The organism is Alteribacter keqinensis, assembly GCF_003710255.1.
Taxonomy (GTDB): domain Bacteria; phylum Bacillota; class Bacilli; order Bacillales; family Salisediminibacteriaceae; genus Alteribacter; species Alteribacter keqinensis.
Window position 1 is genome coordinate 378,911 of record NZ_RHIB01000002.1, and the last position, 13,745, is coordinate 392,655.

Genomic DNA, 13,745 nt, shown 5'->3' on the forward strand with positions numbered 1-13,745 from the left:
TTACTTAATCCCAGTCGTATTAAAGCCTTCAACAATATACCGCTGTACGAACAGGAACAAGAACAGCACAGGAAGGACCATCACTGTCGCACCTGCCATCTGCAGGGCAAAACTGCTTGAATGCTGGCCCTGAAGCAGTGCGAGACCAACGGAAAGGGTATACAGTGCCTGATCATTTGCCACGATGAGCGGCCAGAGAAAGCTGTTCCAGGCACCGACAAACGTAAGAATCGCCTGTACCGCAATAATCGGCTTAGATAATGGAATGATAATCTGAAAGAAAATCCGGAATTCCTTTGCCCCGTCAATACGGGCAGATTCGATTAAATCATTCGGGATCGTCGTCATAAACTGCCGGATCAAAAAGATGTTAAAGGCGGCAATCAGCCCGGGCAGGATAATCCCTGCCATCGTATTGGTAAGCCCCATCTGGTTTAAAAGCAGATAAACCGGAATCATGGAAACCTGGGCCGGAATCATCATCGTTGCGAGAACACAGAGAAACACCACTTCTCTTCCTTTAAACTTGAACTTCGCAAACCCATAGCCCGCCATCGTGTTAAACAGTAAGCCGAGCATGGCAAAAAGGACGATGATCATGGTGTTCATAAAGTACGTGCCGAAGTTCAGATTCTGAAAGAGATTGATATAGTGCTCAAAGGTGAACTCCTGCGGCCAGAATGTGGGCGGCATCGTGCGCGCTTCCCTTTCCGATTTAAATGAACTCAGAATCATCCATATAAACGGGATCGAAACAAGAAATCCACCAACTACTAAAACGGATGTGACGAAAAACTTTTCAAATCTGTTTTTCAACAGGGTTCACCTCAATTCTCTTTCGATTTATTAAACGTAAACTGAATTAACGTAGCGACAATAATAAAGACGAACAGGATTAAGGACGCCGCCGCTGCGTAACCGAAGTCGTTATACTGGAAACCACTTTCGTAAATAAACAGGGCCATTGACATCGTGCCGTCAAGAGGTCCCCCGCCTGTCATGACAAACGGTTCCTCGAAGAACTGAAGCCAGCCGATAAGCGTTGTTACGGTTACGAAAAAGGTCGCATAGCTTAACGAAGGAATCGTAATGTAACGTAGCTTCTGGAATTTATTCGCCCCGTCCATATCCGCCGCTTCATAGTATGACCTCGGAATTGACTGGAGAGCGGCAAGATAAATCAGCATGTTAATCCCGATCCCTTTCCAGACTGCCAGGATGATCAGCGAGATTTTTGCGATGAATGGGTGTTCAAGCCACGGAACCTTTCCTAAGCCGAGGCTGTTCAGGATAAAGTTAAACAGTCCCACGTCCATGTTGTAGAGAAAGCCCCAGACAACCGCAATCGCGACGATATTTGTGATGGAAGGCACATAAAAGAGCACCCTGAAAAATGTAAACAGCTTGTTCGTCATATAATTTAGAAGAAGTGCGACACTGAGAGAGCAGACAATGACTAATGGAACACCAATACTGACATACACGAGTGTGTTAACAATCGACCTGTGAAACAGGGAATCCTGGAACAGGGCAATGAAATTCTCAAAGCCAACGAAGCTGATTACGTCCCAGTTTCTTAGACCAATCAGGTTCATATCCGTAAAGCTGATCAGAAGGCTTACCAGAATCGGAAGCAGTGAAAATGCAATCAGCAGCAGTACGGCAGGCCCGATAAACAGCCATGGTGTGAGGGCGTTTTTATGATTCACATACCTTTCCTCCTCGTACAAATGATCGTTAAAAGAAGAGAGAAGAGACTGGGACAGAAGTGTTTTTGTCAACGAGAATCCGAGCGATCAAATGCAGTGCAAATAAATCGCTACTGAAATATACTTCGCTTTCCGCGGGAAGCTGGTGAGCCTCCTCGTGCTGCGCACCTCGGGGTCTCACCTTTGCTTTTCCTCCCGCAGGAGTCTGCGTATATTTCATCCGCTATGTCAGCGCGTTGTTCCGATTCTCAGCTAAACTCTTTCTTTTTATCCCAGTCTCTCTCTCAGAAATTTGTGTAATGAATTACTGTTCTTAAGGGTGCTAGCTTCCGCTGCAGGCGGAGACATTCCCCGGGATCAGTTCAGCCCCCTGTTTAGTTAAGGCGTCTAGCGGAATTTTGCTGGAAATCGTCCAGCTCTTCGTCTAGGTCGGCGCCACCGCGGTTGATGCGCTCAAGGGAGGACAAGAGATCCTGGGCCACGTTTTCCCACTGGCTCAGTACCGGAGGAGCTACGGCTTCTTCCAGCTGGTCGCCAAAAACGGCAAGCTTTTCATCTTCCTGAAGCTCCTCGTCATCCCAGGCAGACTGGCGGGCAGGCAGTGCGTTTGTCTCCTTGAACCATTCGACCTGCGTTTCAGGCTGGGACATATACGTGATAAACTCCAGAGATTCTTCTACATGCTCTGTTTCAGCGAATACGCTCAAGTGGGAACCGCCGATCGCAGAAGCGTTACGCTCACTGCCTGGTAGCATAGCAACATCCCAGTCTCCGTCAATGTCAGGTGCACTGTCACGAAGGATGTTGACCATCCATGGTCCGCTTGAGAACATCGGCTTGCTTCCTTCTTCAAAGCCCTGCTCAATCGGCACACCTTCTGTTACTTGAACCAGTTCTTCATCGAAGAATGTGTGGTAGTAGGCCATTGCTTCTCTGAATGCCGGATCGGCAAAGTTCTCCTCTGCTTCTTCTTCGTTAAATTCCCACCCGTTCTGCCATGCGAAGATTGGCGGAACAAGCTGGTCATTCTGATCGATATCATAGCCGTACATGCCGTCACCACGGTCGGCAAGCTCACGGGATACTTCCAGCATCTCATCCCAGTTCTGAGGCGGCTCGCTGAAGCCGTGCTCTTCAAGGATATCCGTGCGGTAGAACAGCACGCGGGTATCTACATACCACGGCACACCGTAAACGCCGTCATCGTAAACCGTTGTATCAAGGGCCCCTTCAAAGAAATCATCATTGCTGATCACGTCGTACTCATCTGCGTATTCTGACAGATCAAGGAATGCCCCGGCGCCTGCAAACTCAGCCACCCACGTGGTTCCAAGCTGCAGAACGTCAGGACCGTTACCGGAAGCAACTGCCGTCAGCAGGTTATCGTGGGCATTATCCCATGGAATCGCCTGAACGTTTACTTCAATATTGTCGTGCTCATTTTCAAAGGCTTCCACGAATGATCCGAGGGCGTTTCCTTCCTCACCCATGGCCCATACGTCAAGTGTGACCTTGTCACCGTCACCGCCGTTCGCCTGATCTCCGTTTGAATCGCCGTCATTACCACAGCCGGCTACTGCAAGAACACCGGCAAACATCGCTAAACTCTTTTTAAATTTCATCCTGAACCCTCCTAATTTAAGTGAAACGTTTCAATTTATTGTTAAAAAATAGTGGCTGAAAAAGGAGTATCTTCGGTATAAACACGTTACTTTCAAAGTTGAACCTGGATTTCGCTACAGGCGGACGCTTTCCGCGGTCATCACCTCAGCCGCTTCTGGAAATTCGCCCTGCGGGGTCTTTCGGCTCGGACCTCAACGTTTATTCGTGATGTCAACGCTCGACACTGTAGTCGTCGCCTTTCGCTATTATATTTAGTATTTATTGAACAAATATACTCAGATAAAACAAGTAGAATTGCTATTTCTTTATGAAGAGGGGCCGGGGATGATGGCTCCCGGCCAGTCCCTCCTAATTATGATCTGTTCTATTCGTTAATTGAAAATTCTTCTCTTTCAAGCAGGTGTTCCGGGTTGGACCCGATTTCGTTCTGGTGGAAATAGTTTTTGATCAGTCCGTCATGGAGATAGTTGGCGATGGAAAGCATGATCATACCCTGGTCGAGTGCAAGATATGCCTCTGTCACTTCTCCAGTATGGACATTGACGGTGTCATAAAAACCGTATGGACCGTAAACTCCCATATCACGTAGCACTTTAATGTTTTCAAAGACGTCCATCGGTGCATATTCAAGTGCCAGGAAGGACGCGTGTGGTGTAACGGTACCGTCTTCCGGGTAGCCTTCCATGCCGCCTGCAGGTACGCCGAACTCCTGATAATCACCAGGAACCGCTGCCGGGGAGAAGCCCCATACAGGATAGCCTTCTTCTTTTGCATGGTCGATCTGCAGTTCCACATGACGTTCATTATTCAGACCAAGACCTTCTGTTCCGAGCTCTTTTTCTTTTACAAGCAGTCCTGGCATTAAGGCTTCAAACATGCTTCCGCCCCAGCTCGGCACGTACTTGATATCATTGTGCTCATAATGTCCCTGGAAAAAGGTTACGCCGTCATACTCCACTTCATACCCTTGTGGGGTCTGACTCTGCCAGTCCCATTCAGGAGGGAATGTACGGTGCATATGCCACCAGTGCTCAGAAGGAACGTCGCCTTTCCCGATTGCAAGATAGCTTGTGATTCTCGGTTCCGTATAGAATGCCCCGTAGTGATGATCAGTCAGGCTGTCTGTTTCCGCATCGTATCCGCCGCGGAACAGGTTCTCATCAAAATCGTAAAGAGAGGAATAATCCATATCCTCTGCAAGAGCCAGTGCGTCTTCCTCAAGCTCTTCATATGCTTCCGCTACGACAACCAATCCTGCCGTAAGCCAGCCGTTATCCACCTGGGAGATAAACTGTCCCCAGTCTGTCATGAGGCTCGCATCGTCCGTATAATACCAGTTATAATACAAGCCGTTCCACGTTTCCATGTCCTGCAGACTGTTTATCGTTTTGCTGATTTTCTCAACCGCTTCCTCTTTCTCAATGAAACCCATTTCTTCAGCTGAAATCACGCTCAGCATATAAAGTCCGATGTTCGTTGGTGATGTGTGCTTTCCTTCCTCGTCTTCATCCAGGCGGACAATATCATAGGTCAAACCCGTTTCTTCATCCGTAAATTCCTCAAAATACTCGAAGGTCTTCTTCGCAATCGCATTCAGCTGCTTCTCCAGTGCAATGTCATGCCCGGGAGGATGTGTTGGCTGGGCATGGTGTGTGGATGGTAATAATGCAAAAACCAGAACGGCAGTTAACATGATGCTGAATAACTTTTTCATAATCTTAATCGCCCTTTCGTATGGAGATTTGATTTACATGACAAGTGAGAAAGTTACAGATCCAAATTCTGCTTCCATAACGCCGGCAGCTTCAGCGATCACCTCCTCAAAATTGAAAGACTATAAATACGACTCTTTCCCATGCGGAAGTATGTACGGGTAGCTGATATCAGATACAAAATTGAAACGTTTCTCCAAAATTCCGCGAGACTTATTAATGATTTTCTATGTCTTATGATTGTAAATTAGTGAAACGTTTCAATAATTAAATTGTAGTGTATTTTGTAAGCCTTTTCAACAGTTTTTGAAAATTCTTTAAAAATCTTTGCGGTTTAATTTATTTCATCCTCTCTGTAATGAGCATCGCACCTGCTAGCAGGTAATGGGGCTGGCTTTGTTAAATCGGAAGGTGGCGAATTTTTGCGGAATGACCGATATATCCATAAAATCGACGGATAAACTGCCGACCAGATCCACATCCATCCTACTCCACCGCACCAACTACTAAAACCAACCTTACATTTAAGAGAGTGACTCCCTAATACAACAAAACCAAATTGCACCATTTGTACTTTCGTTCAATTACAAACTAAAAGAGACAGCGGCTCGAGCATTCCTTCAGGTCTAAATTCCGCCACAGGCGACAACACTGACAGTATCTAAACCAAGGAAGGCTTAATCTTTGACACACAACAACAGTCCAATTTTGCACACACGTCTGTTCATCATTCGGACTTCTAATCTTGCGAAATTCTTTTATTATAAAAGTAAGTCATTCAACAGTTTCCTGATTTTCAGCTGGCCGGCATTAATGGAAAAGGTGGTGGGTGAATGATGATACTGGATCAAAAGAGCGCTCAATTATTGGATGTTCTCGCACTTAAAAATGAACCTGTTTCAGCCGTTGAACTTAGTGAACATCTGCATGTGTCCCGCCGGACGGTCTATTACAACCTAAACAAGGTGGATGACTGGCTGGCAGACAAGAAGCTCGAGAAAGTTCAGAGAGTCAAGTCGGTTGGTATTTTTCTGACTGAGGAAACGAAAGAAAAGCTGCCCACATACTTCACGGTAAATCAGCAGTATGATTACTTCTTTTCCTCCGATGAGCGAAGGGCAATTACAACATTTCTCCTCCTCACAAAAAGCAGCAGCATCTATCTGCAACACATCATTGAGACCACCGGCGCAAGCAGAAATACCTGCTTAAACGATGTCAAATGCCTTCGTAAACAAGCCGGAGAGTATGAGCTGGATTTATCCTATTCTCATTCCAAAGGCTACACATTTGAGGGAAAAGAGTTCAACATCCGCAGGCTGTTTATGAACACCGTCCATGAAGACCTGGATCCGGAGGTGCTGAAAGCGATGATGGGGCTGTGGGAAAAAAATGATTCCCAGATCCCGCAGAACATGAACCACCTCCGCAACCAGATGGAAAAAGTGTTCGGAGCTCAAGGGAGTACCGGCAGTTTTAACCCGCTGATCTGGTATATGACGTATTGTCTTCAGCGCATCCTGCATCATCATTTTATAGGTGTACCGGTTGATGAAGCGGACGGGCTTAGAAGCAAAACAATGTACAAGCGCGCAAAGCATCTGACCGAGTCCATCAGCCAAACCTATGAAGTGACTGTCCCTGCCGGGGAAACAGATTTTTTTACAATCCTCCTCCTCAGCCAACGGATCAATTCCGATAAAGATGACGCAGAGGTTAAAGGACTTGAGGATGTTGTCCGCGCCATGGTTCTGGACTTTCAGCGCTATGCGTGTATGCAGTTTCGAAATTACCAGGAGGTGCAGAACAACCTGCTGATTCATATTTTCCCTGCCTACTACCGGTTAAAATACAAGTTACCTGCAAGAAACCCGTTAACACAATCTGTTAAGGAAAAGTACGGCGATATCTATCAGCTTACGCATAAAGTGGTTCATCATTTGGAACGCTTTATAGGTGAAGCTATCCCCGAAGATGAAACCGTCTACATTACGATTCACTTTGGCGGCTGGATGAGAAAAGAAGGGCAGACAGCGGCTGAGAGGAAACAAGCATTGGTAGTCTGTTCCAGCGGGATCGGGACGTCTCAAATCCTGAGAACACAGCTTGAGACGTTGTTTTCAACCATCGATTTCGAAGTGGTCACATCCGTGGAAGAAGCAACGATTAAACCTGATCTTATTTTTACGACTGTGCCGTTAAAGAACAGAAATGTACCGACCTTTCATGTGAATGCCGTCTTAACAGAAACGGAAAAAGAACGAATTCTGATGAATGTGAACCGGCTTCTTAACTACAAGGAAGTCAATCCATCACATTCGAAAGTAAAAGACATCCTGCGAGTCGTGGAAAAGCACGCAACCGTCCACAATCAGGCACAATTACTGTCGGAGATTGAGGAGATTCTATCAAATAAGCCACTTCAGATAAAGGAGCCTTATAAGCCTATGCTAAATGAAATTATTCAGTCAAACGCGATTCAGATTCTGGATAAAGTGGAGAATTGGCATGAAGGGATTCAAATCGCATCACAGCCCTTGGTCGATAACCAATCCATCACACCGGACTATGTATCTGCGATGATTAATAAAGTTGAAGAATTAGGACCTTATGTCATTATCGCTCCTCAAGTAGCGATTCCCCATGCAAGACCTGAAGACGGGGTGGAGAAACTCGGGATGAGCGTTTTGAAACTAAATGAACCTGTCTGGTTCTCAGAGGAAGACCGTCACCAGGCATCCCTGCTCTTCGTCCTGGCAGCGGTGGATAATGAGTCCCATCTCAAGGCATTGTCCCAACTATCAACGATGCTGTCCGAGGGAGACAACGTTGAAAAGTTACGGGCAGCGAAAGACATTGGTGAAATTCAGCAAATCATTGATCAATACAGTGAGTAAAACAAAACACATTTAGGAGGAATTAAGATGAAATTATTAGTTGTATGCGGAAATGGACTTGGAAGCAGCTTTATGGTGGAGATGAACGTAAAAAAGGTATTAAATGAACTGGGAATTGATGCAGAGGTCTCTCATACAGACTTAGCCACATCAAAAACGGAGCTGGCTGATTACTACATCGGTTCACGGGATATCATTATGAACCTGGATGATGGCAACAGAAAGATCATCCCCCTCACTAACTTGATGGATCAGCAAGAACTGAAGGAAGCGTTGCAAAAACATCTACAGGAGGGATAATTCATGGCAGAACTGATTATGAATGACATCCTGGGTACACCTGCAATTCTCGTTGGTCTGTTTGCTCTAATGGGCCTTCTTTTACAGAAAAAAGGAGCTGCTGATACAGTATCCGGGACGTTAAAGACGATCATGGGGTTTGTCATCCTAGGGGTGGGGGCCGGTGTTCTCATCTCCTCCCTGGACTTCTTCTCACAAATGTTCGAGCGTGCATTCAGCATCCGCGGGGTTATTCCGAACAACGAAGCCGTTGTAGCGGTAGCGCAGCAGGCATTTGGCACAGAGACAGCCATGATCATGTTATTCGGTATGGTTGCCAATATTGTCATTGCCAGACTGACGCCTCTTAAGTACATTTTCCTGACCGGACATCATACTTTATTCATGGCGTGTTTAATCGCAGTTATCCTAAGTACAGGCGGCATGGCCGGAGTTCCACTCATTGTTACCGGTTCTCTTATCTTAGGATCTGTGATGGCTCTCTTCCCGGCTCTATTACAGCCGTACATGAGACAAATTACAGGAAACGACGACATTGCACTCGGTCACTTCGGATCTGTCGGTTACTTTGTTTCAGGAACAATTGGTAAGTACTTTGGTAATAAAGAAAAGACCACAGAAGATATTAAAGTGCCTAAATCACTTGGATTTTTACGGGACACTTCCGTTGCTGTCTCTCTTACAATGGCGATTCTGTTTATCGTTGTCGCCCTCTTTGCAGGAGCAACCTTCATTGAAACCGAGCTGAGTGAAGGAATGAACTTCATTGTCTTCTCTCTTATGCAGGCGATCACGTTTGCCGCCGGTGTGTATGTTGTTCTTGCCGGGGTACGAATGCTGCTGGCGGAAATCGTTCCTGCATTTAAAGGAATTGCGGATAAACTCGTGCCTAACGCCAAACCGGCCTTGGATGCACCGATCGTATTCCCATTCGCACCAAACGCTGTTATCATCGGATTTTTATTCAGCTTTCTCGCGGGTCTTGGAAGCATGTTCTTCCTACCGATGTTCGGCCTAGCTTTGATCGTACCGGGGCTCGTGCCTCACTTCTTCACAGGCGCAGCTGCGGGCGTATTCGGAAATGCCATGGGCGGAAGACGAGGCGCAATGCTTGGAGCCGTCACAAACGGTATCCTCATCAGCTTCCTGCCTGCCCTACTTTTACCGGTACTCGGTTCCCTCGGCTTTGAAGGAACAACATTCGGAGATTCAGACTTTGGCGTTGTCGGTATCCTGTTAGGCTGGCTTGTGAGTTTGTTTAATTGAATCGGCAGCAACAATCTAACTATAAAAGGAGAAACGGCCTGGTTGGCTGTTTCTCTTTTTTTGCGAGTATTAACTTGGCGACCCTGAGAAGGTTCTGCCCTTCCTTAATGAAGAACATAACCGCCACCGCTTTGCTTCATAATCAAGTTTTGTGTAAAGTTATGCCGGTTTTGTATTAAAATTTGCCTGCTGAATATTAATTTATGACGGTTTTATGTTAAGATAACCAGATCCACATCCAGTTTACTTCCAATTCCTCCATCCAGACCTCCTCCATCATCAAAGCCACACTTACTCTATCAGTGAAACCCATAAAAATCCGTTCTCATCAGAGAGCTGAACGGCCTTCTTCAAACAAACTTATTCTACTTGTGTTTGTACAGCCTCTCCTGCAACCTGATCCGGCTTTGCTGCATCGATCATAAGAAAGGTGGCTGTGAGAATGTGCATGACCATGCCCACAAACGGAATCCAAGCCACACACGAAGTAATAATGCCCAAGATGCTTCCTGTAGATTCTCTTCCATCCTTTCTTGTCAGAACTAACGTGACGATATGCAACGCCAGCATAATCACTAAAGGCGTATAAAACAGACTGATGACGATCATCCCGCCCAAGAACGGAATACCGAGCACCGCCTCAAGTCCCCCGGTGACCCACTTTAGAATCCTTGATACTGACAAGCTTTCCCCTCCCCCACCCATTCACTTGAGTCTAGACTTCAAAAATGGCTACCCATCCCAAGGCAGCAATAAGCATGATAACCAAAATACCGTACAGAACCGTAGCAATAATGCTGCACGTCAGCCCGCCAACCGCCAGACCTCTTCCGCCTTCAGAAGACACTTTGATTTCCTTTAGAGCCAGATTCGCAAGAACAATCCCAATTATTCCCGTGATCAAACCCACATACGGAATAATCAGGGACAGAATCCCCAGCACAAGAGAGGCCACCGCCTTGCCGTTCACTTTCTCTTTTACAGCTTCTACACTCTCACCTATCTCACCCACACCCTCTCCATTTTTATCAAAAAAATTAGCACAGAGCAGCTGCACACTGTTGCTAATGTGATGTCTATGCTCGTCGCACGAAGAAGTGAACAGGATAAGACGAAAATGTTATGTGGGGCAGCTTTCACGTGACAACTTTAATACGAAGAAGACCGCAGCACTCTTTTGAGAGTGCTGCGGTCTTCTATATTCACAGGCTCAGCCCCAAGCTAAAGGACACTTCCAAAATTCAAGATAATGCCACACAAGAACCGCCCTTATTTACATCCCACTACTCTTCTTTTTTCTTCTTCCTCCATGCATCGACCGCCAGCCAATTTGTAATGCATGATTAACAAGTAATTCTTATTGAAGTAATTTTACATACCAGGTAAATTCCAATTTACGCTGGATTACACCTGTACAAAAGATCATGTATCAAATCATTCTATAATTGAAATAAAATCATATAGAGTACGAGGAGACTGACAGATATAACTGCAGAAGTTACTGTCATTTTTCGATTTTTCTTAACAACGCCTGTAACTGTCATTATAATTGCGATAAGCAAAAGCAAAGTGATGAAAATTTTCATGTATGTACCTCCAAAATCATATTTCCCATTAGTTTAACATATTTATCTGTGGTGCCTGTCACCACCCGGTTTTTGTCGAAACCATAGGTCTTTCACGCCGAGAGAGCATGCCCAGTCCGGACCTGCTCTCTCGCTGAATGTAGAATGGCCCTCCACAGTTGACACCATTCGGGTGGTGACGGGCACCTTGAGTATGTTAATCTTGTATGTATAAACAACCTAATGAAAGACCACTAGGGGTGCTTTTTTGCTGAGAGAGACGTTTGTCTTAACCCTGTCACCTGAACTGGGTAATACCAGCGGAGGGAAGTGGCGTCAGCATTATCATCATTGGGCGTGGTGTATTTTATACCGTGCCGCCAATGAGTTCTTGTTTGACATACACTGCCGCTCCAGCTGGAGTGGTTTTTTTTGTTGTTCAGGAAACATTTTAGTTGAATTTGCTTTTTCTGTAGTTATCATTCGTTTTTCTAAGATCATTTCCCTTCACTAAAGGGAAGGGTCTGTTAAATTGCAGTGCCAGACATGGAAAGGAGAATCGATGTGCGGGACCAGGTAAGTCAGTTAATCGAACAAATTGATGCGAGACAGGATGAATTAGTGGCGTTGGTGAAGCAACTGGTTCGTTTCCCGACACCCAGTCCCCCTGCCCGGAATACCGGGGAAGCGCAGGAATTTTTCGCTGGGCAATTACGGGACCTCGGATTTGACATTGATCAATGGGAGGTGTTTCCGAATGACCCCAACGTAGTGGGAACGCTGAAAGGGAAACAGTCTTCTGACTACAGGAGCCTGATCGTAAACGGCCATATGGATGTGGCAGAGGCTGAACCAAATGAAGAAGGCTGGGAAAAAGATCCCTTTACCCCTTCTGTGAAAGACGGAAGGTTGTATGGCCGCGGGACTGCGGATATGAAAGGGGGACTGGCGGGCGCTTTGTTTGCCATAAAGTTGTTGCGGGAGAGCGGGGTTGAACTGCCCGGTGATTTGATCTTTCAATCGGTGATTGGAGAAGAGGTTGGTGAAGCGGGTACGCTGGAATGCTGCGAAAAAGGCTACACCGCTGATGCTGCTGTTGTCGTGGATACGAGTGAGCTGAATATCCAGGGACAGGGAGGCGTCATCACAGGATGGGTCACAGTGAAAAGTCCCAAAACCTATCATGATGCTGTTCGGAGAAACATGGTTCATGCAGGAGGCGGCCTTCATGCAGCGAGTGCCATCGAAAAAATGGTGAAAATAATTCAAGGTCTGAAAGAACTGGAACAGCATTGGGCCGTTACGAAGTCTTATCCAGGATTTCCAGCAGGAATGAATACGATAAACCCTGCGGTTATTGAAGGAGGAAGGCATGCTGCGTTTGTTGCAGATGAGTGCAGGCTTTGGATCACCGTTCATTTTTATCCGGATGAAAATCACGAGGATATCGCCAAAGAGGTGGAAAACCATCTGTTAAACGTTGCGCAAGGAGATCCCTGGTTAAGGGATCATCCACCGGTTTTCGAGTGGGGAGGCAAGTCCATGATTGAAGATAAGGGAGAAATCTTTCCCTCACTGGACATAGATCCAGATGGAAAGGAAGTCCATTCCTTAAAGCGGGCCCACTCCTCTATTTTTAAGGAAAATCCCACGGTCAGTATGTCGCCGACTGTTACTGACGGTGGCTGGCTGGGAGATGCCGGTATACCAACGCTGATTTACGGCCCGGGTGATTTACAAAACGCTCACCACACAAATGAATCTGTGTCTGTTCAGGAGCTCATCGAATTTACAAAAGTTATGGTCACGTTTATCCATGAATGGTGTCATACAAAAAGGGAGGATGAGAGATATGACCTTTAGTCAGCGATTATATGAAAATGTGAAACCAATCTGGAGAGCCAATCATGATCATCCCTTTGTCCGGGGGATTGGGGATGGAACATTGGATCAGGAGAAATTTCGTTTTTTCATGGTCCAGGATTATTTGTACTTGATTGACTATGCCAGGCTTTTTGCAATGGGAGCGATGAAAGCGAAAGACGTTAAAACAATGGGGGAATTTGCTGAACTTCTTCACTCGACCTTAAATACAGAAATGGAGCTCCACCGACAGTATGCCAGAGAATTTGGCATTTCAGAAGAAGAGCTCGAATCGGCAAATCCGGCTCCGACCACACTGGCCTACACGCACTACATGCTTCATGTTGGAAATAACGGCGGATTAGCAGAGCTTGTGGCAAGTCTGCTCCCTTGCATGTGGAGTTATGCCGAAATCGGAAAAGCGCTGGATGAGACTCCGGGAGCAAGGGACCATCAGTACGGAGAATGGATCAAGATGTACGCAAGCGAAGAATTTCAGGAATTGACAAACTGGACTATTAATCTGCTGAATGAACTGACAGAAGGGAAGCCCGAGCATGAACTAAGCCACCTTGAAGAGATCTTTTTAACGACAACGCGGTTTGAATACATGTTCTGGGAGATGTCCTACCGCAAAGAGACATGGCCTGAGGAACAGCAATAAGAAAGGAACTGGAACTTGCAAGTCCGTCTCGTTCACACCCGGCCTTTAACGAGGGCACATTAAAGTCTCCCCACTCCCGTTCAGAAGAGAAGAATCCTGTTTTTCAGGATATGAACTACGATTTAGGAGAAAGAAATTTGTTACAA

The 13,745-nt window shown here is 46.2% G+C and carries 11 protein-coding genes and 1 riboswitch; of the genes, 5 read left to right on the forward strand and 6 right to left on the reverse strand.

What is annotated here, in order from left to right; genetic code table 11:
• The 4 genes from EBO34_RS13275 to EBO34_RS13290 all read right to left on the reverse strand — a co-directional run bounded on the left by EBO34_RS13275 (position 1) and on the right by EBO34_RS13290 (position 5,046).
• Complete coding sequence (locus tag EBO34_RS13275) at positions 1 to 816, reverse strand: carbohydrate ABC transporter permease (protein ID WP_236784661.1); 816 nt, start codon at positions 814 to 816, stop codon at positions 1 to 3.
• Positions 817 to 827: 11 nt separating this feature from the next.
• Positions 828 to 1,709 (reverse strand): carbohydrate ABC transporter permease, encoded by an 882-nt coding sequence (locus EBO34_RS13280; RefSeq protein ID WP_122899332.1) that lies wholly within the window; start codon positions 1,707 to 1,709, stop codon positions 828 to 830.
• Positions 1,710 to 2,083: 374 nt separating this feature from the next.
• A complete protein-coding gene (locus tag EBO34_RS13285; protein WP_122899334.1) occupies positions 2,084 to 3,331 on the reverse strand; it encodes a sugar ABC transporter substrate-binding protein in 1,248 nt (415 codons plus the stop codon).
• Positions 3,332 to 3,696: 365 nt separating this feature from the next.
• On the reverse strand, positions 3,697 to 5,046 hold the full coding sequence (locus EBO34_RS13290) for a glucoamylase family protein (RefSeq protein ID WP_122899336.1): 1,350 nt from the start codon (positions 5,044 to 5,046) through the stop codon (positions 3,697 to 3,699).
• A gap of 831 nt (positions 5,047 to 5,877) precedes the next feature.
• Here EBO34_RS13290 and EBO34_RS13295 point away from each other — a divergent pair.
• From EBO34_RS13295 to ulaA, 3 genes are read left to right on the forward strand one after another with little or no spacing between them, the layout of a single operon-like run.
• The gene (locus EBO34_RS13295) at positions 5,878 to 7,941 is read left to right on the forward strand and encodes a BglG family transcription antiterminator (protein ID WP_122899338.1); all 2,064 of its coding nucleotides are present in this window, start codon (positions 5,878 to 5,880) and stop codon (positions 7,939 to 7,941) included.
• Between the two features lie 27 nt (positions 7,942 to 7,968).
• Positions 7,969 to 8,241 (forward strand): PTS sugar transporter subunit IIB, encoded by a 273-nt coding sequence (locus EBO34_RS13300; RefSeq protein ID WP_122899341.1) that lies wholly within the window; start codon positions 7,969 to 7,971, stop codon positions 8,239 to 8,241.
• Positions 8,242 to 8,244: 3 nt separating this feature from the next.
• A complete protein-coding gene (ulaA, locus tag EBO34_RS13305) occupies positions 8,245 to 9,507 on the forward strand; it encodes a PTS ascorbate transporter subunit IIC (protein WP_122899343.1) in 1,263 nt (420 codons plus the stop codon).
• 360 nt (positions 9,508 to 9,867) lie between these two features.
• Here ulaA and EBO34_RS13310 read toward each other — a convergent pair whose 3' ends face one another.
• Together EBO34_RS13310 and EBO34_RS13315 are read right to left on the reverse strand one after the other, a co-directional pair.
• Positions 9,868 to 10,191: a hypothetical protein gene (locus tag EBO34_RS13310; RefSeq protein WP_249414093.1), complete on the reverse strand. Its 324-nt coding sequence runs from the start codon at positions 10,189 to 10,191 to the stop codon at positions 9,868 to 9,870.
• Positions 10,192 to 10,222: 31 nt separating this feature from the next.
• Positions 10,223 to 10,519, reverse strand: a complete 297-nt coding sequence (locus tag EBO34_RS13315; protein ID WP_249414094.1) for a DUF4190 domain-containing protein — start codon at positions 10,517 to 10,519, stop codon at positions 10,223 to 10,225.
• Between the two features lie 799 nt (positions 10,520 to 11,318).
• Positions 11,319 to 11,418, forward strand: a riboswitch (TPP riboswitch).
• A 218-nt stretch (positions 11,419 to 11,636) separates the two neighbouring features.
• Here EBO34_RS13315 and EBO34_RS13320 point away from each other — a divergent pair.
• On the forward strand, positions 11,637 to 12,935 hold the full coding sequence (locus tag EBO34_RS13320) for an acetylornithine deacetylase (RefSeq protein ID WP_183163900.1): 1,299 nt from the start codon (positions 11,637 to 11,639) through the stop codon (positions 12,933 to 12,935).
• Positions 12,925 to 13,599: a thiaminase II gene (tenA, locus tag EBO34_RS13325; RefSeq protein ID WP_122899349.1), complete on the forward strand. Its 675-nt coding sequence runs from the start codon at positions 12,925 to 12,927 to the stop codon at positions 13,597 to 13,599. Before EBO34_RS13320 ends, tenA begins: the two co-directional genes overlap by 11 nt.
• Positions 13,600 to 13,745: the final 146 nt, after the last annotated feature.